At 32.4% G+C, this 21,496-nt stretch carries 22 protein-coding genes and 1 other RNA gene; 11 read left to right on the forward strand and 12 right to left on the reverse strand.

Going from position 1 to position 21,496, the window contains the following annotated elements:
- Window positions 1–11: 11 nt before the first annotated feature.
- From pfkA to LJY17_RS03385, 5 genes are all read left to right on the forward strand, one after another.
- Complete coding sequence (gene pfkA, locus LJY17_RS03365) at window positions 12–998, forward strand: 6-phosphofructokinase (protein WP_264542442.1); 987 nt, start codon at window positions 12–14, stop codon at window positions 996–998.
- A 114-nt stretch (window positions 999–1,112) separates the two neighbouring features.
- Window positions 1,113–2,120, forward strand: coding sequence for a type I glyceraldehyde-3-phosphate dehydrogenase (gap, locus tag LJY17_RS03370; RefSeq protein ID WP_264542443.1), 1,008 nt, complete (start codon window positions 1,113–1,115; stop codon window positions 2,118–2,120).
- A gap of 168 nt (window positions 2,121–2,288) precedes the next feature.
- Entirely contained in the window at window positions 2,289–3,140 is an 852-nt protein-coding gene (locus tag LJY17_RS03375; protein WP_264542444.1) for an N-acetylglucosamine kinase, read from the forward strand.
- A 2-nt stretch (window positions 3,141–3,142) separates the two neighbouring features.
- On the forward strand, window positions 3,143–3,511 hold the full coding sequence (locus tag LJY17_RS03380) for a methylglyoxal synthase (RefSeq protein WP_264542445.1): 369 nt from the start codon (window positions 3,143–3,145) through the stop codon (window positions 3,509–3,511).
- Between the two features lie 83 nt (window positions 3,512–3,594).
- Window positions 3,595–4,167 carry a hypothetical protein gene (locus LJY17_RS03385; protein WP_264542446.1) on the forward strand — a complete coding sequence of 191 codons (573 nt, stop codon included), beginning with the start codon at window positions 3,595–3,597 and terminating at the stop codon, window positions 4,165–4,167.
- A gap of 42 nt (window positions 4,168–4,209) precedes the next feature.
- Here the strand turns inward: LJY17_RS03385 and LJY17_RS03390 are convergent, their stop codons facing one another.
- Both LJY17_RS03390 and LJY17_RS03395 read right to left on the reverse strand, forming a co-directional pair.
- On the reverse strand, window positions 4,210–4,896 hold the full coding sequence (locus tag LJY17_RS03390; protein ID WP_264542447.1) for a carboxypeptidase-like regulatory domain-containing protein: 687 nt from the start codon (window positions 4,894–4,896) through the stop codon (window positions 4,210–4,212).
- A 78-nt stretch (window positions 4,897–4,974) separates the two neighbouring features.
- Window positions 4,975–6,042: a glutaminyl-peptide cyclotransferase gene (locus LJY17_RS03395; RefSeq protein ID WP_264542448.1), complete on the reverse strand. Its 1,068-nt coding sequence runs from the start codon at window positions 6,040–6,042 to the stop codon at window positions 4,975–4,977.
- A gap of 88 nt (window positions 6,043–6,130) precedes the next feature.
- Between LJY17_RS03395 and ffs the strand changes: the two genes are divergently transcribed.
- The 4 genes from ffs (at window position 6,131) to fsa (ending at window position 8,845) form a co-directional block, all read left to right on the forward strand.
- An RNA gene (ffs, locus tag LJY17_RS03400) (signal recognition particle sRNA small type) lies at window positions 6,131–6,229 on the forward strand.
- Between the two features lie 74 nt (window positions 6,230–6,303).
- Window positions 6,304–7,299: an enolase C-terminal domain-like protein gene (locus tag LJY17_RS03405; RefSeq protein ID WP_264542449.1), complete on the forward strand. Its 996-nt coding sequence runs from the start codon at window positions 6,304–6,306 to the stop codon at window positions 7,297–7,299.
- A gap of 11 nt (window positions 7,300–7,310) precedes the next feature.
- Window positions 7,311–8,114, forward strand: coding sequence for an SDR family oxidoreductase (locus LJY17_RS03410; protein ID WP_264542450.1), 804 nt, complete (start codon window positions 7,311–7,313; stop codon window positions 8,112–8,114).
- A 74-nt stretch (window positions 8,115–8,188) separates the two neighbouring features.
- Window positions 8,189–8,845, forward strand: a complete 657-nt coding sequence (gene fsa, locus LJY17_RS03415) for a fructose-6-phosphate aldolase (protein WP_264542451.1) — start codon at window positions 8,189–8,191, stop codon at window positions 8,843–8,845.
- A 79-nt stretch (window positions 8,846–8,924) separates the two neighbouring features.
- Here fsa and LJY17_RS03420 read toward each other — a convergent pair whose 3' ends face one another.
- Window positions 8,925–10,319: a TlpA family protein disulfide reductase gene (locus tag LJY17_RS03420; protein ID WP_264542452.1), complete on the reverse strand. Its 1,395-nt coding sequence runs from the start codon at window positions 10,317–10,319 to the stop codon at window positions 8,925–8,927.
- 151 nt (window positions 10,320–10,470) lie between these two features.
- Here LJY17_RS03420 and LJY17_RS03425 point away from each other — a divergent pair, with 151 nt between their 5' ends.
- Window positions 10,471–12,087 (forward strand): ABC-F family ATP-binding cassette domain-containing protein, encoded by a 1,617-nt coding sequence (locus LJY17_RS03425; RefSeq protein WP_264542453.1) that lies wholly within the window; start codon window positions 10,471–10,473, stop codon window positions 12,085–12,087.
- Window positions 12,088–12,441: 354 nt separating this feature from the next.
- Here LJY17_RS03425 and LJY17_RS03430 read toward each other — a convergent pair whose 3' ends face one another.
- Genes LJY17_RS03430 through LJY17_RS03440 form a run of 3 tightly spaced genes read right to left on the reverse strand, consistent with a single transcriptional unit; the run spans window position 12,442 to window position 14,355 of the window.
- A complete protein-coding gene (locus LJY17_RS03430) occupies window positions 12,442–13,338 on the reverse strand; it encodes an AraC family transcriptional regulator (RefSeq protein WP_264542454.1) in 897 nt (298 codons plus the stop codon).
- Entirely contained in the window at window positions 13,338–13,751 is a 414-nt protein-coding gene (locus tag LJY17_RS03435) for a nuclear transport factor 2 family protein (protein WP_264542455.1), read from the reverse strand. Before LJY17_RS03435 ends, LJY17_RS03430 begins: the two co-directional genes overlap by 1 nt.
- Window positions 13,752–13,809: 58 nt before the next feature.
- Entirely contained in the window at window positions 13,810–14,355 is a 546-nt protein-coding gene (locus tag LJY17_RS03440; protein WP_264542456.1) for a carboxymuconolactone decarboxylase family protein, read from the reverse strand.
- 245 nt (window positions 14,356–14,600) lie between these two features.
- Here LJY17_RS03440 and LJY17_RS03445 point away from each other — a divergent pair, with 245 nt between their 5' ends.
- Window positions 14,601–17,345: a fibronectin type III domain-containing protein gene (locus LJY17_RS03445; RefSeq protein WP_264542457.1), complete on the forward strand. Its 2,745-nt coding sequence runs from the start codon at window positions 14,601–14,603 to the stop codon at window positions 17,343–17,345.
- A 33-nt stretch (window positions 17,346–17,378) separates the two neighbouring features.
- Here LJY17_RS03445 and LJY17_RS03450 read toward each other — a convergent pair whose 3' ends face one another.
- From LJY17_RS03450 to LJY17_RS03475, 6 genes are all read right to left on the reverse strand, one after another.
- Window positions 17,379–17,771: an OsmC family protein gene (locus LJY17_RS03450; protein ID WP_264542458.1), complete on the reverse strand. Its 393-nt coding sequence runs from the start codon at window positions 17,769–17,771 to the stop codon at window positions 17,379–17,381.
- A 27-nt stretch (window positions 17,772–17,798) separates the two neighbouring features.
- Complete coding sequence (locus LJY17_RS03455; RefSeq protein WP_264542459.1) at window positions 17,799–18,560, reverse strand: hypothetical protein; 762 nt, start codon at window positions 18,558–18,560, stop codon at window positions 17,799–17,801.
- Window positions 18,561–18,575: 15 nt separating this feature from the next.
- On the reverse strand, window positions 18,576–19,457 hold the full coding sequence (locus LJY17_RS03460) for a pirin family protein (RefSeq protein ID WP_264542460.1): 882 nt from the start codon (window positions 19,455–19,457) through the stop codon (window positions 18,576–18,578).
- A gap of 27 nt (window positions 19,458–19,484) precedes the next feature.
- Window positions 19,485–19,799 (reverse strand): GNAT family N-acetyltransferase, encoded by a 315-nt coding sequence (locus LJY17_RS03465; RefSeq protein WP_264542461.1) that lies wholly within the window; start codon window positions 19,797–19,799, stop codon window positions 19,485–19,487.
- A 27-nt stretch (window positions 19,800–19,826) separates the two neighbouring features.
- Window positions 19,827–20,705 carry a pirin family protein gene (locus LJY17_RS03470; RefSeq protein ID WP_264542462.1) on the reverse strand — a complete coding sequence of 293 codons (879 nt, stop codon included), beginning with the start codon at window positions 20,703–20,705 and terminating at the stop codon, window positions 19,827–19,829.
- A 91-nt stretch (window positions 20,706–20,796) separates the two neighbouring features.
- A complete protein-coding gene (locus LJY17_RS03475; protein WP_264542463.1) occupies window positions 20,797–21,480 on the reverse strand; it encodes a hypothetical protein in 684 nt (227 codons plus the stop codon).
- Window positions 21,481–21,496: the final 16 nt, after the last annotated feature.

Genomic DNA, 21,496 nt, shown 5'->3' on the forward strand with positions numbered 1-21,496 from the left:
AACGTTTTGAAATGTCAAAAAACATTAAAAAAATTGGGGTTTTAACCTCAGGAGGAGATTCTCCAGGAATGAATGCAGCGATTCGATCAGTAGTTCGTACTTGTGCTTATCATAATATAGAATGTATAGGGATTTATAGAGGTTACCAAGGAATGATTGAAGGTGATTTTAAAGAAATGGGTCCTCGTTCAGTAAACAATATAGTAAATAAAGGAGGTACAATTTTAAAGTCAGCTCGTTCGTTAGATTTTAAAACTACTGAAGGACGTAAAAAAGCTCACCAAAACCTTGTAAATGCTGGTATAGATGCATTAGTTGTTATTGGTGGTGATGGAACTTTTACAGGTGCTGAAATATTCAATAACGAATTTGGATATCCAGTTATGGGAATCCCTGGTACAATTGATAATGATATTTATGGTACAAGTCATACTTTAGGCTATGATACAGCATTAAATACTGTTGTAGAGTGTATAGATAAAATTCGAGATACTGCCAGTTCACACAATCGCTTATTTTTTGTCGAAGTAATGGGGCGTGATGCTGGGCATATTGCTTTAAATGCAGGAATTGGAGCAGGAGCAGAGGAAATTCTTATTCCAGAAGAAGATTTAGGATTAGAGCGTCTTTTAGAATCTTTGCAAAAAAGTAAAGCTTCTGGAAAATCATCAAGCATTGTGGTGGTCTCTGAAGGAGATAAAATTGGTAAAAATGTTTTCGAATTAAAAGAATACGTTGAAGAACACATGCCTGAATATGATGTCCGTGTGTCTGTTTTAGGACACATGCAGCGCGGTGGTTCGCCTTCATGCTTCGATAGGGTTTTAGCTTCACGATTGGGAGTAAAAGCAGTTGAATCTATCTTAGAAGGAAAATCAAACTTCATGGTTGGTCTGTATCAAGATAAGGTTACCCTAACTCCATTGGAACAAGCAATAAAAGGAAGTTCTAAAATAGATAAAGAATTACTACGAGTTTCAGACATAATGTCTACATAAAAAAACAATAAGCTTTTGGCTGTAAGCTTTAAGCGAATGATAAATAGAAAAACAAAACAAAGAACAATGAAAAGCTTTAAGCCTATTGCTTAAAGCCTAAAGCAAAAAACGAATATGAAAGTAAGATTAGGAATTAATGGTTTTGGCCGTATTGGTCGTATTGTTTTCAGAGAAACATTTAACAGAGATAATGTAGAAGTAGTTGCCATAAACGATTTATTAGATGTTGAGCATTTAGCTTATTTATTAAAATACGATTCAGTTCATGGTCGTTTTGACGGAAAAGTAGAAGTAAAAGAAGGAAAATTATATGTAAACGATAAATACATTCGTGTTACTGCAGAAAGAGATCCTAAATTAATCAAATGGGACGACGCATCAGTAGATGTTGATGTAGTAGCAGAATGTACAGGTGTTTTTACAACGTTAGAAACTGCTCAAGCACACCTAGACGGCGGAGCTAAAAAAGTTGTAATTTCAGCACCTTCAGCAGATGCGCCTATGTTTGTTATGGGAGTTAACCATGAGAAAGCAACAGCAAATGATAAAATTGTTTCTAATGCATCATGTACAACAAACTGTTTAGCGCCTTTGGCAAAAGTTATCAATGATAATTTCGGAATTGTAGAAGGTTTAATGACTACTATTCATGCTACAACAGCTACTCAGTTAACAGTTGACGGTCCTTCAAGAAAAGATTTCCGTGGTGGTCGTTCAGCTTTAATCAATATCATTCCGTCACAAACAGGAGCTGCAAAAGCAGTTGGAAAAGTAATTCCTGATTTGAATGGAAAACTTACAGGAATGTCTATGCGTGTACCAACTGCTGACGTTTCAGTGGTCGATTTGACTGTAAAATTAGCCAAAGAGACAACTTACGACGAAATCATGTCGGTTCTTAAAAATGCTTCAGAAACTTCAATGAAAGGAATCCTTGGATTTACAGAAGATGATGTTGTTTCTCAAGATTTCTTAGGTGATTCACGTACTTCAATTATTGATGCTAAAGCGGGTATCGGACTAAATTCAACATTCTTCAAATTAGTATCTTGGTACGATAACGAATACGGTTATTCAAGCAAATTAATTGATTTAGCTGTTCACGTATCAGGTTTAAAATAATTACCTATATTTATCATCCCGTTAATTTACATTGGCGGGATTTTTTATTTAAAGCTATTCCTGCTGCTGTACGCTATATCTTTTTTTGCCATTTGTTAAAGCAAAAAAAGGATGCCGCTACCATCAGGGCTAATTAAATCAACTTTTAAATTACAACCAACCAACGTAATGAAATTACTAGTAGATAGCGGCTCTACAAAAGCCGATTGGATTTCCATAGAAGATACTGGAAAAGTATTGTTCACCACGCAATCATTAGGATTAAACCCTGAAGTTTTATCAAAAGACGAAATCATCAATCGATTAGAAGATCGTTTTGATATTTCACATAATAAAGAGCAAGTTTCACATTTGTTTTTTTACGGAGCTGGTTGTGGTACCGATAGAATGAAAAATTTTTTAACCGAAGTTTTTCAAGAGTATTTTAAAAACGCAATAGTGACTGTACATGAAGATACCTATGCAGCCGTTTATGCAACAACTCCAAAAGGAGAAAAAGCAATCGTAAGCATTTTAGGAACAGGTTCAAACTGTAGTTATTTCGACGGACAAGTTTTACATCAAAAAGTACAATCCTTAGGTTATATCGCAATGGATGATTGCTCAGGAAATCGTTTCGGAAGACATTTATTGCGTGGTTATTACTTTAATAAAATGCCAAAAGACATGGCAAAGGAATTTGAAACAACATATAATGTAGAACCAGATCCTGTAAAACATAATTTATATAAAGAACCTAATCCTAATGCTTATTTAGCAACGTTTGCAAAATTTTTAATCAAGCATAAAGACACCGAATTTTGCCGTCAGTATATTTTTGAAGAAATGGAAGCTTTTGTAGATAACTATATTAAGCAATTTGATAATTATAAAGAAGTACCTGTTCATTTTATAGGTTCAATAGCTTTTTATTTAAAAGATGAATTAAAAGGTGTTTTAGATAAACACGGAATCCAATTAGGAAATGTATTGCGACGTCCAATCGACGGACTTATTGAATATCACGTTTTAAACAAATAATCATGGAAATTGCAATAATAGCTCATGACGGAAAAAAAGCTGACATGGTTCAGTTTTTAAATAGAAATATTGATATTCTACATAAAGAAAATATTAAAATCATCGCAACTGGAACTACTGGAAGTAAAGCAGAGGCTGCTGGAATTAAAGTAAAAAAGATGTTGAGTGGCCCACTCGGTGGCGATGCACAAATAGCAGCTCGAGTTGCAGAAGGAAAATGCAAAATGGTGTTATTTTTTAAGGATCCTATGAGCAGTCATCCTCATGAACCAGATATTAATATGCTCATTAGGATATGTGATGTTCACAATATCCCATTAGCTACAAACGAAGCAACAGCACAGCTTTTACTTAATGCAATTGCAGAATAAAATTAATCGCACTCTATGGCGCGATTTTTTGTTTTTTTAAACAAAATTTTTAATATCTTGGTGAACCATAAACTACTTAAAATATGAAAAAAATTGCACTACTATTAATGGTATTATCTGTGAGTTTCTCTTACGGACAAAAGAAAAAGAAATCTACAGCAGCAAAAACTCCAGCTGGTGTTTTAGCAAAATCTGGTGATGCATCAGTATTATTTAATAAAAAGAATGATTTGGTTTTAGTTACAACTAAAGACACTATGGTTTTGTCAAAGAACAGAGCTGATTTTGCGCCATCTAACGTAAAAGTTTCTCCTGTAAAAGTCAAAACGAATACTTTTTATTGTGTAACTTGGAATGAAACTGTAAAAACAGATTCTAAAGGTAAAAAAGAAACTGCTGCAGTTACAGAAAATCAATTGTGGAATCCTGCTACAAAAACATTGTTAATAGGTAATACACAAAAAGCTGTTGAAGTTCAAGAAATTGAGTATTTAGACAAACTAAAAACAGCTTCACAAACAGTTTACAAAAAACGCAACGAAGGATATCAGTTTACTTTACTAGGAAATGGAGATTTTACATTAAGTAATAAAACTTCATCAACAAAGTATGCTTATAATGATAAATCGTCTAGATACGAGCCAGTTAAAAAGTAATGATAAGATAAAAAAAGCGAAGTTTTAAACTTCGCTTTTTTATTATGAATTTCTTTCTTTCTTTTTGAAAAGATTAAGAATTGAAAGCTTTTGATTTTCTTCAATAACACCAAGTCCACCTAACATATATTTTCCTTCTTTCATTTTTACATTTATTATTCTAGAATTCTTAATTGTTCTTTCAGTATCCTCCATTCCCATGAATGAAAAAATTAAAACATCTCCTTTTCGTGCTTTAATTTTAAAAAGTCCTTGCATATCACTTTGTACACCATTCTTACTGCCTTTAATAATAACATTTACACCTGGTAATGGACCAGAAGAATCACTGACAATTCCAGTAATAGTTACTTCATTAGTTTCATTTTCTGGATGATAAGTAACTTTTCCAACAATAATATCTTTAACTTCCGTTTGTTCAATTTTTGGTTTTTCTTGAGCAGAAATTTTTGTGATAAAAAAAGTAGTTATTCCAAAGAATACTGAAGCTAACCAAAGTGATTTTTTCTTTTTGGGATAAAATAATTCTCTATCTAATTGTGAAGGTAAAAACCTGCCACAAATAGAATGATTTTTATTGTATGTTTCGATGATTTGTAAATCAGTTGATTTAGTAAAATCGAAAACATTTTTTTCGCATGAAGAGCAAAATCTTCCCTTTTCTACTGGGTTCATATTATTCCAGTCTTCATGACATGGTTCTGGTATTGTAAGCTGAAATTTTCTCATAACTATAATAAATAAAAAAATGGTCTATATATAAATAGAGACCATTTCGTTATAAAAGGTTGGAATGAGAACTAAATTTTAATGATTTATTTTAATCTCAAACATTTTATCCCAATTTTTGCCAGTTACAAAAATCGTTTTTGTTTTAGGATTATAAGCTATACCGTTCAATACGTCAATGTCAGGATGTTGTGTCACTTTTTTCTTTAAAGCTGATAAATCAATAACAGCTTCAACTGCTCCTGATTTTGGGTCTATAATGGCTAAAGCATCCATTTGATATATGTTGGCATAAATTTTACCATCAATCCACTCTAATTCATTTACGGCTTTAATTTTATTTTGAGCAGTATAAACATTTATAAAATCAACTTGTTGAAAAGTTTCAGGACTTAATACTGTAATTCTTTCTGTTCCATCACTCTGATAAAGGTTTTTACCATCATTAGTCAAACCCCATCCTTCCATTTTTTTGAAGTATTTAAATGTTTTTTCCTTTTTGAAAGTTTCGGCATCATAAACATACCCTTCATTGTTTAACCAAGTTAATTGATACACTTTATTATTTAAAATTGTAATTCCTTCTCCAAAATAATCAGCTCCAAGTTCAACTTTTTTCAAAACTTTTCCAGTTTTGTAATCAGTTTTTCTTAAACTTGAAATTCCTCTTACGCCTGTTCCATTACCAGCACCATTACCAGTTCCTTCAAACAATATATCGTTATGAAATTCTAATCCTTGAGTATATGCTTTAATATCGTGAGGATAAGTGTTAAGGACAGTATAAGTCAATAATTTTGGTTCTATATGTGAAACCAATTCAATTCTTGATTCAGTTTTTGTTGAATCTCCTTCAAAATAAACTACCGCTTTTAAATTTTGATAACCTAATTTTTGATTCTTCAAACTGTAATTAAAAACTGTATTTCCTTTTACAGATCCAATTCTTTTTTCGCTATTAAAATATACGATAGAGTCGATTGATTTGTCTTTTTTATTTAGTAAAGACAAAGAAACATTGTCATCTTGGTGATATAAAAGCTTAAATTTAGAATCATCAATAGAAAATAAATTTTTTTTATCACCCGCACAACTTGCGCTTAAAAGAACTAATGAAGTGATAGCTAGAAGTTTATGTTTTATCATTATTTAAATATTTGAGAATACAATATACAAAAGGTTTTTACCTAATCAAATTTGCTTGTAAAAATACAAAAAGATTGTATATTTGCATCGGCAAGTCCTACACGACCAGCTCCTGCAGACTCCTCCAGGGTGGGAACACAGCAAAGGTATGCGGTTGTAGCGGTGCGATGTAGGTCGCTTGCCATTTTTTATTAAAGATAATTTTAATTTTGTGGTCCCGATTGTTCGGGATTTTTTATTTTTAGACCAAATTATTCCAGAATGCAACTTGCTTGGCAAAAGGTCAAACTTCCTCTTAAAGAAACTTTTTCAATATCCTATGGTGATTATTCCTTTAGGGAAGCATTAATAGTTACTTTATCATATAAAGGTATTTCTGGTTATGGTGAGTGCACAATAATAGATTATTATGGAATAAATCTTGATGATTTAGTTAATCAGTTAATATTAAGTAAAACTTTAATTGAAAATCAACAAATATCTGTTCCTCAATCATTTTATTCTTTTATAAAAAGTTTACATTTAAGTTCGTTTGTAACTTCTGCTTTAGATTGTGCGTATTGGGATTTATTTGGGAAATTAGAGAATAAAAGTTTTTTAGAAATAAATGCAATCGATCTAAAAGTAATTCCAGAATCTTCAATAACAATAAGTATTGATGATATTGAGAATCAAATAAAAAAAATAGAAAATTCGAGTTGGAGTAAATTTAAAGTAAAATGTAAAGGGCTAAATAAAGAATCTTTTACAAGATTATCTAGCTTAAATAGAAATATAGCTCTCGATTCGAATGCAAGTTTTACTATTGAAGATTGTCATTGGATTGAAAATAATGAGTTGGCTTCAAATTTCACTTATTTGGAGCAGCCAATGCAAGTGAAAAATTATACTAATTTATCAAGAGATAAATTTGCAAATTGGATGGCCGATGAAGATTTTCAGAACAATAATAATTTAGTTTCTTTGCTCTCGCATTATAAAAGTTTAAACATTAAATTAGTTAAATGTGGAGGTCTTACTCCAGCTTTGGAGATTATAAAAGAAGCTAGACAATTAAATTATAATATAATGATTGGCTGTATGACCGAATCTACGGTGGGTATTTCGGCAGGTGCAGTTTTAACACCTTTAGTGGATTATTGTGATTTGGATGGAGCCAATTTAATAGCTGAAGATGTTGCTATGGGTAGTAAAATAATAAATGGAAAAATTCAATTATCAGACAAGCCTGGTTTAGGAATTGAATTAATTAAATAAACGAATCGATAATGAGTAAAGTTGTAATAATAACTGGTGGTTCATCAGGAATTGGAAAATCAATAGGGGAGTTTTTACAAGACAAAGGTTATACTGTTTATGGCACAAGCCGTAATCCTGAAAAAGTTCAAAACTCAAAAATTCCATTGGTTGCCTTGGATGTAAGAAATAGTGAATCTATATATAAAGCAATTGGTGAAGTAATTGCTAAATCCGGAAAAATAGATGTTTTAATAAATAATGCTGGAGTTGGTATTACTGGGCCAATCGAGGAAATTCCAACAGAAGAAATGCGCAATAATTTTGAAACCAATTTCTTTGGACCAATCGAAGTAATTAAAGCGGTTTTGCCGCAAATGAGAAGTCAGAACTTAGGATTAATAATCAATATTACATCAATTGCTGGTTATATGGGATTACCTTATAGGGGAATTTACTCGGCATCAAAAGGAGCTTTAGAATTAGTGACAGAAGCTCTTCGTATGGAAACAAAACAGTTTGGAGTTGAAATTACAAACATTGCGCCCGGAGATTTTGCAACAAATATTGCTGCAGGTCGTTATCATGCACCAGTGATTAAGGGATCAGCTTATGAGAAAGTGTACGGAAACACATTGTCAGAAATGAATACACACGTCGATTCAGGTAGTAATCCTATTGAAATGGCTCAGGCAGTTTATAAAATCATAAATACTTCAAAACCAAAAATTCATTATAAGGTTGGGGCATTTATGCAAAAATTTTCGGTTGTTTTAAAAAGAACATTGCCAGATAAAGTATATGAAAAAATGCTAATGAATCATTATAAATTGTAATTTTGCAATCGCGTTAGAATTCAACCAACCAAATAGTAATAACCTTAAAACACAACTATTTTAAATACAAACAGATGAAATTTTTTATTGACACAGCCAATTTAGAGCAAATTAAGGAAGCACAAGCTTTAGGAATTCTTGATGGTGTTACAACAAACCCATCATTAATGGCAAAAGAAGGAATTACAGGAACGAACAACATTTTAAAGCATTATGTTGATATCTGTAATATTGTTGATGGTGATGTGAGTGCCGAAGTAAATGCGCTTGACTTTGAAGGAATGGTAAAAGAGGGTGAAGAGTTGGCTGAATTACACGAACAAATTGTTGTTAAATTACCAATGACTAAAGAAGGTGTAAAAGCATGTAAATACTTTTCCGATAGAGGAATTAAAACAAATGTAACTTTGGTGTTTTCTGCTGGACAGGCTCTATTAGCTGCAAAAGCTGGAGCAACTTATGTTTCTCCTTTCTTAGGACGTTTAGATGACGTTTCTACAGATGGTTTAAATTTAATTCAAGAAATCCGCGATATTTATGATAATTATGGTTTCGAAACTCAAATCTTAGCAGCTTCTGTTCGTCACACGATGCATGTTGTAAACTGCGCTAAAATTGGTGCTGATGTTATGACAGGACCATTATCGTCTATTACAGGATTATTAAAACATCCATTAACTGATATTGGAATTGCGCAATTTGTTGCTGATTACGAAAAAGGAAATAAATAGTTTTAATTAAAACTTTATAAAATTGAAAAAGCGGTTTCAAAACTTTGAAACCGCTTTTTCGTTTGGTTTGAGGATTAGTTTATTGTAAGTATTCTTCGAAGTTTGCATCAAAAATACTAACAAAACCATTTTTTATTGTTCCATCTGCATTTAAAAGCATTGTTCTATGAATTTTGGTAATTACCCATTTGTCTTTTATTGAGCTAAAATTTGTAGAATGAAGCTCAGTAATATTTTTAAAATTATTCTTATTTAAATTCTCTTTCCAATTTTCAACAGAATCATCGATATTTACTGCTATAAAGTCCCAATTTGGGTGTTTTTGTTGAAGTTCTACAGCACGCTTATGAACTAATTCCATATGTGATTTAGCCTCAGAAGTCCAAAAGAAAAGAACCGTTTTTTTCTTAACAAGCTTATTGATAGTAACAGGATTCGAATTTGCATCAATAAGCTCGACATCTTCAAGTCTTTTTTTCTGTGCTAGATTTTGAATCGCGTCTCCAATTTTCTTGATTTCTTTTTGACGTTCTTTATCAGTAGAAAGTTTTAAATATTCTCCTAAGAATTTTTTGTTGTTTTCAATGTTTTGATCTTCTAACAAATACATGAATGCAATATTATTTAATACAGCATTTTTGATTTTTTGGTTTTCAAAAATAGAATCAGCAACTTTTAATTTATGGATATTATTTTCTATTGATTTACCCATTACATCTTTTCTGCAAGTGATATTGCTGAGCATTGATGTTAAATAACGAACGAAAGGAGCGAAGTTTGTTAATTTTTCGTTATTAAAATCAATGTCTTTTCTATAATCATAATAACCTTTAGGAAGATTTGCGCACACATCTTGGTTTGTTCTGAATTTATGTGCTAAAGGGTACATTTCTTTCTTAGCTAAGTATGGCATTTCAAGCATTGATTTTGCATAAATATCAAAATCCTCATCCCAGCTGATATCTTTTTTTCTTCTTTCATAAAAAGCATTCTTGATTTTATAATCAGAATTTATCTTCTCATCAAATTTCTTCAAATCGTAATCATAAATATCAAAAGAAGCGTTTTTATCATCTTCATTTTTTAAAAATAATTCAATTAAGAAATTATTTTTTTCATCTCCACGACCGCAAAAAGTAAGTGAGTTATCAAATTCGTTAGTATTTAAACGAATCATCAAACTATCATTTTTGTCAAAATAAATGTACTGATATTCGGGATCGTGTTTAAATGTGTACATTCCCGGAGTAAGAGAATCATATTTTGTAAAAAATCTATTGTTTTTGTCTAATTGAATTGTATCAATTACTTCATTGTTTTTACATAAATACACATATTTAGAGTTTGGATTGATAATCTCACCTCCAAAATAAGCAGAATAATCATCTTCCTTAAATCCTTGGTGACAAGAACTTAAAAAAACTGCATTCACTAATAGAGTTAAACATTGTAGTTTTTTGAAATAGGCAAACATTCTAACTTATTTACGATATAGCAAATATATTTTTATAAATAATATAACGTTGTTAATGTACAGTTAAAGTTATCTGTACAGCTGTATTAAAGTTTTAACTCAAAACTCATTCATTTTTACTACTTTTGCAACACTTTTTAAAAATAAATAAATGCTTACAGTTTCAAATTTATCAGTTCAATTTGGTAAACGAATTTTGTTTGACGAGGTAAACGTAACTTTTACACAAGGTAACTGCTACGGAATTATTGGTGCAAATGGTGCAGGAAAATCAACATTCTTGAAAATATTATCAGGAGATATCGATCCTACTTCAGGTCGTGTTATTCTTGAGCCTGGAAAACGTATGTCGGTTCTTAATCAGAACCACAATATGTTTGACGAACACACAGTTTTAGAAACCGTTTTAATGGGGAATAAAACATTATTTGCAGTTAAAAAAGAAATGGATGATTTGTATGCCGACTATTCTGATGATAAAGTAGACAGAATAGGGGAGTTGCAAGTTCAATTTGAGGAAATGAACGGATGGAATGCCGATTCTGATGCGGCTACTTTATTGTCAAATTTAGGAATCGGGGCAGATTATCATTATACAATGATGAGCGATATGGAAGGAAAAATGAAAGTTCGTGTGTTATTAGCACAAGCTTTATTTGGAAATCCTGATGTATTAATCATGGATGAGCCTACCAATGATTTGGATTTTGAAACTATTGGTTGGTTGGAGAATTTCTTGGCAAATTATGAGAATACTGTATTGGTTGTTTCTCACGACCGCCACTTTCTAGATGCAGTTTGTACACATGTATCGGATATTGACTTCGGAAAAATTAATCATTATTCAGGAAACTATACTTTCTGGTACGAATCGTCTCAGTTAGCAGCTAAACAAAGAGCGCAACAAAATAAAAAGGCAGAAGAGAAAAAAGCAGAATTAGAAGAATTTATCCGTCGTTTCTCTGCGAATGTAGCAAAATCAAAACAAGCTACTTCACGTAAAAAAATGATCGAGAAATTAAATATTGGTGAAATCAAACCTTCAAGCCGTCGTTACCCAGCCATTATTTTTGATCAAGAACGCGAAGCGGGTGATCAGATTTTAAATGTTCAGGGTTTATCTGCTTCAATAGATGGAGAAGTTTTGTTCAAGAATGTGGATTTAAATATGGCCAAAGGAGATAAAATAGTTGTATTTTCAAGAGATTCACGCGCTACTTCTGCGTTTTATGAAGTTTTAAACGGGAATTTAACTCCAGATTCTGGTACTTTTGATTGGGGAATTACAACAAACCAATCGTATCTACCAGGTGATAATCACAGTTTCTTTGAAAACGATTTGACTTTAGTAGATTGGTTACGCCAATGGGCAAAAACTGAGGAAGAAAGAGATGAAGTATATGTTCGTGGTTTCTTAGGAAAAATGATTTTTTCTGGTGAAGAAGCTTTAAAAACAGGACGTGTATTATCTGGAGGAGAAAAAGTACGTTGTATGTTATCCAGAATGATGATGATGAGAGCTAATGTATTGATGTTAGATGAGCCAACAAATCACTTGGACTTAGAATCGATTACAGCTTTTAACAACTCTCTAAAAAACTTTAAAGGTTCTGTATTGTTTACAACGCATGACCACGAGTTTGCACAAACTGTTGCTAACAGAGTGTTGGAAATCACTCCTAACGGAGTAATTGATCGTTATATGACTTTTGACGAATATCTTGAAGATGAAAAAATTCAAGAAATGAGAAAGAAAATGTATTCTTAAATAAAAAATCCCGCTTACGAGTGGGATTTTTTTATTATAATGAAGAAGATAAGCAATCATAGCCATATTTTCTTTATATCGTTTTCCTATTACTCTCCAAATTTTTAACAAATGATTCAAATCATGAACTATCCAGGTGGAAAGTAAATTCTCAAGTTTTGTTTCGCCTAAAGCTAGATGGGTTCCTTTTTTAAAAAATTAGCAATTGTAATATTTTTAGATTTTAAAATCTGAAAATTGAAACCTCTATTTCTTTAAATTCATTTAAAAAAAGCTCTCAACAGGAGTGAAGTACATTCAAGAATGGCAATGATTTTGTCTAAATTAAACTCTAGATTTATGTAATTAGTGTTTTCAAATAGGTGTTTGTCTGCCTACAGCTTTGGCATACCCAACAGTTTCTCTATACATTTGAGGTGATACATCAGCATTAGTTTTAAAAAATCGGCTGAAATAATATTCATCATCATAACCCAGTTCATAAGCAATAGTTTTAACCGATTTGTCCGTTAGGTATAGTTCTCTTTTGGCTTCTATAATAATTCGTTCCGAAATAAGTTGTGTCAGTGTTTTGTTGAAATGCGTTTTGGTAATTTTAGCTAATGCTTTTTGAGATATATTCAATGCTTCTGCATATTCGTTGGGTGCATGTTTGACTTTAAAATCTTTCTCGATTGAATCTTTTAATGCTTGTAAAATGAACGGTTCTTTATTGCTGGAAACCCAAAGTGAAGCCATTGGATTTTGCTCTGTTTTAAGTCTAGAAGCTGTAATTAAAAATATTTTCAGATATGAAACAAGAAGTTCATGTTGTGCCAGTGCAGGTTGTTGCATTTCTGCCTTCATTTGTTGTAAAAGCATATGAAGAGTTTGTGTAGATGCTTCATCAATTAGGGTAAATGGTGGTTCATAAATGTTATTGAAAAGTACACCGTTGCATGCTACTTCTTTTTGATGCATATGAATACAGTAAAAATCAGGGTGGAAATGCAATACAAATCCTTTTAAATTTTCTGTTGAAGTAAGCATAAATGGTTGATAGGGTGAAAAAGCAAACAATGAATTTGCTTCAAAATAATATTCTGAAAAATCGGAACGTACTGTTCCACTTCCTTCTAAAACCCAAATCAATGAATAGTAATTATGCCGCTGTATGTGATCGAAGGAAGAATTCCCCTCAAAGGAGAAAATCTTAAAGGCAAGATTACCATTTTGCGGATTTATGAGCGTGAATACAGTATCGTTTTCCATTATAATTTTCGGTCTTGTTCATTAATTGGCAAATCATTGATGCTTGCCACACGTTTTTGCATATAACCGTCTTCGTCGAACTCCCAAAGTTCATTGCCATAGCTTCTGAACCATTGTCCTTTATGATCATGCCATTCATATTCAAACTGAACAGCCATCCGGTTTTCACGGAACCCCCAAAGCTCTTTTTTTAGCTTGTAATTTAATTCTTTTTTCCATTTTTCGGTTAGAAAAGCAACAACTTCTTCATGTCCGTTAATAAATTGGGTTCTGTTTCTCCATTGTGTATCGTTAGTATAACCTAAAGCTACCGCTTCTGGATTTTTTGTATTCCATAGATCTTCTGCAATTTGGACTTTTTGCAAGGCTGTTTCCATTGTAAAAGGCGGAATAGGATATCTTTTTTCTTTCATAAGATGTATAAATAAAGAAAGGCAACTGTCAAAAAACAATTGCCTTTATATTTTTTAATTAAACTGTTGCTGTATTAAAAACAGTAAAATCGACAGTAGTATTGGCAACATGGTTAAAATAATTAGTCAGAAGGTTTAAACCAACATGTCCCACAATTTCTGCTATTTGTCCTTCACTAACACCAGCATCCTTTACTGCATTAATTTCTTCATCGCTTACTAAACCTCTTTTTTCACTTAAAGCTTTGGCAAATTGTAAAATTGCGTTTGTTTTGGTATCAGTTGAATGTGCTCTTTTTGCACCATTCAATGTCTCTCCATCAATTTTAAGTAGTTCCCCTCCAATATAATTGTGAGCTGTCAAACAGTAATCACAATTGTTATTTGTGGCAACTGCAATAGCAATAAGTTCTCCAGTCTTAGCACCGAGAGCTCCTCCTCCCAAAGCACCACTTAAATTAAGATAACCTTCTAATAGAGCTGGCGAATTTCCCATAGTTCTCATCATGTTAGGAACCATCCCTAATTTGCTTTCTATTGCATTGAATAATTCTTTTGTCTTTCCAGTTGCTTGATCAGGACTTAATGCGTTTAATCGTGTCATAGTTTTTATTTTAATTGTTATGTCTTATTGACAAGGCAAAGATGCGACGATGACATTGGAGTTAAAATGGATGATCTCCGCCATGTAATGGACAATTTTCCCCAGTCTTTATAAATGCCTTTTTGTACTAATTTAACACGCTTAACATAAAGGAGAGGTAACCATAAAGGAACTGTAACATTGTCTTAAAAGCGATTGAAATTCAGAGTGGTAGTTTTGGCACCAACTAAAAAACTAACTACAAAATGAAAAAAATCACATTATTATTAATGCTTTTATGCACTGCTGTGGTCAGTAGAGCGCAGAGTTTGTATCCATATCTTCAAAATGCAACACCAAGTTCTATTTATGTGAATTGGAAAACAGAAAGCAACTCAGAATCAAGTGTCGAATATGGAACTGCTTCCAATAATTTGAACGTGACGGTTACAGGTAACACAAATGTTTTTACAGATTCAGGGTATCCAGGTAATTATTTTTACCATAGCGTGAAAATTGCAAATCTTACTCCTAATACCAAGTATTATTACAGAATTAAAACCGGAACTTCATATTCAGCGGTGAGCTCTTTCAAAACATTACCATTACCGGGCCAGGCTGCTACTGTCGACGGGCATATCCGTTTTTTGATTATGGGTGACAATCAGTTAAAAGCCGTACCTCGTTATGACTCATTGGTTTCTGCAGCTAAAAGAAAAATTAAACAAAAATGGGGAGCTACTTTATCTCCTGATGATAATATTTCGATGACATTTATGGTAGGTGATCAAGTTGATGTGGGAACTTTAGATCATTATGAAAATGTACATTTTAAAAAAAATAGAGGTTTGTCAGGAAATATTCCAATCCAGACCACCGTTGGAAACCATGAAACATATGGGACTTTAGGAATGAATTCTTATTATGATCATTTCTACATAAGTGAGTTAACATACAAAGGAATTTCTTCTGGTACAGAAAACTATTATGCGCAACAAGCTGGAAATGTTCTATTCATCAGTTTGAGTTCTGAGCACACTGGAACTGCACAGTTAAATTGGTTGCAGCAAGTTCTTAATGCAGCAAATACAGATACTACTGTCGATTGGATTTTCTCCTTGAGCCATAGACCTTATCAGGCAGAACAATATGTAGGAGATATTTCTACATGGGTAAGAAATACTGCTGTTCCATTGTTAGTTTCTTCTTCTAAATATGCTATGCATATTGGAGCGCATCATCACCTTTATCATAGAGGACAATTAAAAGAGACTCCAACATATAATATTATTTCGGGAGGAACAGCTTGGGATCAATATTGGGGCTCATCAACAGAACAAGATTTTGATGATGTTCAGAAAACTATTTGTAATTGGATTTACCAAATTGTAGATATTGATGTGACAAATGGGAAAATGGATGTTGAAAGTTACTCTATTGGAAGTGTGGATCAATGGAAAAACAATCAGTTGATGGATACGTTTCACCGTTATAAAAACAAAGTAGCTCCTTCTAAACCAGCCATTACAAATAATTTTACAGGTAATATAACTTTACCTTTAACTGTAAATGGATCTGCGTATGCTACTTCAACTAATGAATTATTAAACACAAGTCAGTTTCTTATTTCGCAAACACCAACATTTGATATTATCAAAAAAGAGGTTTACAGGGATTTTGAAAATTTATATGGTAAATATGGTACAAGAAAAGATTCGACTGTAAATATAAATTTGGGTGTAGATATTACTAAAATGACTTTAGCTTCTAATTCATTACCTAATGGTCAATATTACATAAAACTTAGATATCGTGATCGAAACTTAGAATGGTCGCCTTGGAGTGATGTTAAGTCATTTACAGTTGCAGGAAGTACGACTGTTAATACTGAAATTGCTACTGATGCTATAACTTATGCTCAAAATGCGCCAATTAAAGTGAACTTCACTGATGCTCCAGCGAGCACGTCAACATGGATTGGTTTGTATAAAGAAGGACAAACACCTGGATCAACATCTCCGTCTCAAACATGGCAATATACAAATGGTAGTTCAAGTGGTTTTATCAATTTTACTAGCGGATTACCTAATAAAGGTCGTTACTTTGCTGCAATTTTTTCAAATGGAGGTTACACAGAAATAGCTTCACGTAAATATTTTTATGTAGGTCCAGTTCCAGTGTTAAGCACAAATCAGACGGAATATGCAGTGGGTACTCCAGTAACAGTTAATTTTAGTAACGGTCCACAATTGACAAATGATTGGATTGGAATTTACAAAATGGGAGTGACACCAGGAGGGAGTGTAGCTTCGGTTTCTTGGCAATATGTAACTACAGTTTCTGGAACTAAGACTTTTAATAATTTGCCTAAAGGATATTATTATGTCGAATATTATTTACAAAATGGGTATAATTCTATTGGTAATAAAGTGTTTTTTAAAGTAGGGGATATCGTAACGGAATTATGGATCAACAAACCAGTTTATGATTTAGGAGAACAAATTACTGCTTCTTGGACAGATGCTCCAGGTATTGTAAAAGATTGGTTAGGAATTTACCACGAAGGAGACAATCCAAATTTAAATCCATTAGTGAGTTATACTTATTTTGAAGGTCTTGCGCAAGGTTCAAAAAATATAGCTCCTGCTGAACTTCCAACGCAAACTGGAAATTATTTTATGGTAATGTTCACCAATGATTCCTATAATGAAGTTTCTAATAGAGTTACTTTTCAGGTTGTGGATCCAACATTAGGAAAAGATGAATTTAAAATTGATAACGGATTAAAAGTGTACCCTAATCCAGCACAAAGTAATAATCAGACTTTTATCCAATCAGATTATCCTATAGATGAAATTGAAATTTTCAATACAGAAGGAAAATTATTATATGCGACTAAAAACGTGAACAATAACAAGTACTCATTAATAACCCAGGATTTATCAAAAGGAATCTACATTCTAAAAATTCATTCGAGAAAGTTATTTACAGCAAAATTGATAGTAGAGTAATAAAAAAATCCCGCTATAGTGCGGGATTTTTTATTAAATGATTTTGGTTTCAATTTCTGTTGAATTGGTTAATATTTTATGAACTGGACAACTGTCTGCAATTTTTAATAATCGTTCACGTTGAGTATCATCTAAATTACCGATTAATTCTATTTTTCTGGTAAATGATGTAGTTAAAGTTTCTTTGTTCCAATCTAAAGTCACTTCAATATTTACATCGTTTAAATCCCAACCCTTATGATTGGTATACATTTTTAAGGTAATAGAAGTACAAGAACCTAAAGATACAGCAAGAAGTTCTTTAGGACTTAATCCTAAATCTTGACCCCCAACTTCAACAGGTTCATCAATTACTAATGATTGTCGAGCTCCTTTAGCATCAACTTTATAATTTTGTTTTCCAATATGTACAGTTATCTTTTCCATGACTTTTGTTTTTTAAAATGCTAAAAGTTAATTAGCAACATTACTTGTATTGCTTATTTGCTCAGCTTTCTTCAATTCTGGATTCATATTGCTTATTTTTAGCCCATGTTCATATCTTGAATGACAGTCTTCAATATTTCCAATATATTTCATTTGTTTTTTTACGGCAAAGGAAAATATTCCTTTTCCTTTGGCAATCCGGTTAAGCCTTGAAATCGCTCTTGGAGATAATTTCTGATATAGTGGTTCTAAAATAATACATTGTTCGTTTGTTCCGTAATCATAGTCCCATTTTTGAGCAGCTTTTCCTGTTATTGGCTCTTTTGAAAAATAAACACTTTGCAATTTAGGGAAAGCAAATTCTAACACTTTTGCAGATCCTTCATTTGCAAATTGAGTTACTTCTTTATTTCGTACAATGAAAAATCGAATCAATCCATTATCAAAATTTGAAAGTTGATTTGCTACAATTTTTGATACTCCAATCCATTTTATTTCATGTCCTTTTATTTTTCTTTGCTCTTCAAACCATGAGTAAAAATCTCTAATCTCACTGATAGACTTATATTTAAGGTATCCGTTTGTTATGGATAAATTAAATGAATTGGCATTTTGCCATACTTCAGTTTTTTTCTTTCTGTCTTTTTTTAACCAGCAGCCTTGATCAAGTGTTGAATGTCCAGTTTCTCTTTTATAAGAATTAAAGTTTCTCCATTCTTGTGAATAACCAAGATTGTAATTCAATATTAAAAAGAATATCAGATTTTTAGCTTTCAACAATAAAGGCATTCGTTCGACTTTTATTTAGAATTTTATTGGTTTAGGTAAAGGAACAAATTCTGTTTCACCTGGAACTTTTGGAAAGATTTGATTTTCCCAATCTGTTTTTGCTTGTTCAATGCGTTCTTTTCGTGATGAAACAAAGTTCCAGAAAATAAATCGTTCTTCTGAAAAAGGTTCTCCTCCAAAAATATAAACAGTTGTATTTGCAGCCATCTCAAAACTACAAAGTGTACTATCTTTAGCAATAAGAATCTGTTTTGGTTCAAAGGTATTCGTACCGTCAGTAATGTTTCCTTCTAAAATATACAAAGCGCTTTCGCCAAATAAATTTTCACCAATACTTATTGTTTGTTTTTCTTTTGATTTTATCTCAAGAAAATACAATGGACTGTATACAGGAACAGGAGATTTTCTCCCAAAAGCTTCTCCAGCGATTAATTTAAAGGAAAGGCCATCTTGTTTCCAATGAGGAATATCTTCTTTTTCTACATGAGCAAAATTCGGTTCCATTTCTTCCAATTCTTTAGGAAGTGCTACCCAAATTTGTAAGCCATGTAATTTTTTATCTGAAGTTCTTAAATATTCAGGAGTTCTTTCTGAATGCGTAATGCCTTTTCCAGCAGTCATCCAATTAACTGCTCCAGGCTGTATTTTTACCTCGGTTCCAAGACTGTCTCTGTGCATAATACTTCCCTCAAAAAGATAGGTAAGTGTTGACAAGCCAATATGGGGATGAGGAGGGACATCTAAATTTTGATAGTCTTTTAAATAAGCTGGCCCCATGTGATCTATAAATGTAAAAGGACCAACGGCTCTTTTCTCTCGGAATGGCAATAATCTTCCAACCATGAAATTACCAATTTCAGCAGAGCGTTCCTCAATGATTAATTGTATGTTTGACATATTGTTTCTTTTGTCTAAAATTACTGTTTATTCCTCAAATCCTTTGAAATTTTCATCGACTATGCGTTTCCATTCTGGATGTCTTTTGATGTATGCAAATACCAATGGACAAAGTGGTATAAGTTTATAATTGTTTTGTTCTATATACTCAAGTGTCTTTTCGATTACAGCTGTTGCAGCGCCTTTGCCTTCTAATTCAGGTTCTACTTCGGTATGAATTAATGTTATTTTGCCTGAACGTTCTTTATAATCGATAAAGGCTTTGTGATTTTCTATAATGATTTCAAAGCGATGCGTTTCTTCGTTTTTGTGTAGTGGAATGTTTTCGAATTCAGGTTTCATAATTATGGTTATTGCATTTATAATTGATTAGTCTTCTAAATGTCCAAATTTGCCTTGATTGAAATCCTCAATTGCCTGAATGATTTCTTCACGAGTATTCATTACAAATGGACCGTGAGGAAAAATTGGTTCATTGATAGGTTCTCCGCTTAATACTAAAACAACTGCGTTTTCGAGTGCTTCAATGGTAAAATCTTCTCCTTCATTTTCAAATAGTACAAAATGATCGGTAGGAACTATTTCCGTATCGTTCACTTTTATATTTCCTTCAATCACTAATAAAGAAGTATTATAATTGGCTGGAAACGAAAAATTTGCTTTACCACCTTTATTTAATTTAGCATTTTGCATGTGTACAGGTGTAAACGTATAAGCTGGACCTTTAACACCTTGATAACTTCCTGCAATTACTTCTATGAAACCAGCATTATCAGGAAGTTCATAATGCCCCATTTTGTTATTTTCAATTGCTTGATATTTAGGTTGACTCATTTTATCCTTGGCCGGTAAATTCACCCAAAGTTGTACCATCTGGAATTCACCACCTGTTTTACTAAACTCTTCTTCATGATATTCTTTATGCAATACTCCAGAAGCAGCTGTCATCCATTGTACATCACCCTCACCAATGATTCCGCCACCACCTGCACTGTCATGATGTGCAACTTTTCCTTTATAAGCAATCGTTACGGTTTCGAAACCGCGATGTGGATGAACACCAACACCTTTAGGAATCTCAGAAGGAGGGAAGTTATATTTTGAATTGTAATCTAACATGATAAACGGACTCATACGTTCCATATCCAAACGGTAACCACTTGGAATAAAATTGTGTACTCTAAAACCATCACCAACAAAATGCGGTGCTCTTGGCTCGGCTACCAATTCGATTTTTTTTGTTGCCATTGTTTCTTTTTTTAAATGATAATCAAAGATACTTCGAATATTGACGGATATACTTAATCTAGGTTAAGAAAAGGATTGTAAAAAACAGCTACTAATTGTAATAAATACTATTCCAGTTATTCGTACTGAAATTTTTTCCTTTCCAGAAGAAATAGTAAATGTAAATGGCACAGTAGGTTTTGAAAATGAAGAGGAAAGTAATCAGTTTTACTGTCGTATAGGATTCATTTCCCAGTTTTTCATAAGGCAAAATGAAAGTTGTGGCAATACTCAACAGTAATATAAATGTTAGCAAATTGCCAAAGTTTTTATAAGGTAATGCTTTCCATTTCCGTAACGGACTCAAATCGTTTCCCCATTTGTGGATTAAATAGTAACAATTATTGCCCATGGGAACAAACAACAAAGGATCGTCATAATTTTTGAGCTTCAGAGCTTTTGCAGGAGCGAGTATTTTGAAACTATGCAGTGATGTATTGTGTTCTTTTTCTAGTTGCCTGATTTTTGTATTGGCTTCCTCAGGAATTTCCAATTTATAATATTTACTGTCTAGAAAACGCAACCGGTAGGTGATGCATATTTTTTGGATGGTATTGATATGGAAAACTTTATTGCTTTCTAATTTGTCAATGAAGAGTTTATTGACGAGTGTATATTGATTTGAATCGTCAGTATCAATTACAGATTGTGCAAATTGAAGCAATGAAGATTCATGCCCCTGCTTTGAGTTTTCTCTTAGTAGTACATCTTCAATATTAACCCTGTTAAAAAACATAACACAATCTATATCT

Source organism: Flavobacterium hankyongi, from assembly GCF_036840915.1.
GTDB classification, from domain to species: domain Bacteria; phylum Bacteroidota; class Bacteroidia; order Flavobacteriales; family Flavobacteriaceae; genus Flavobacterium; species Flavobacterium hankyongi.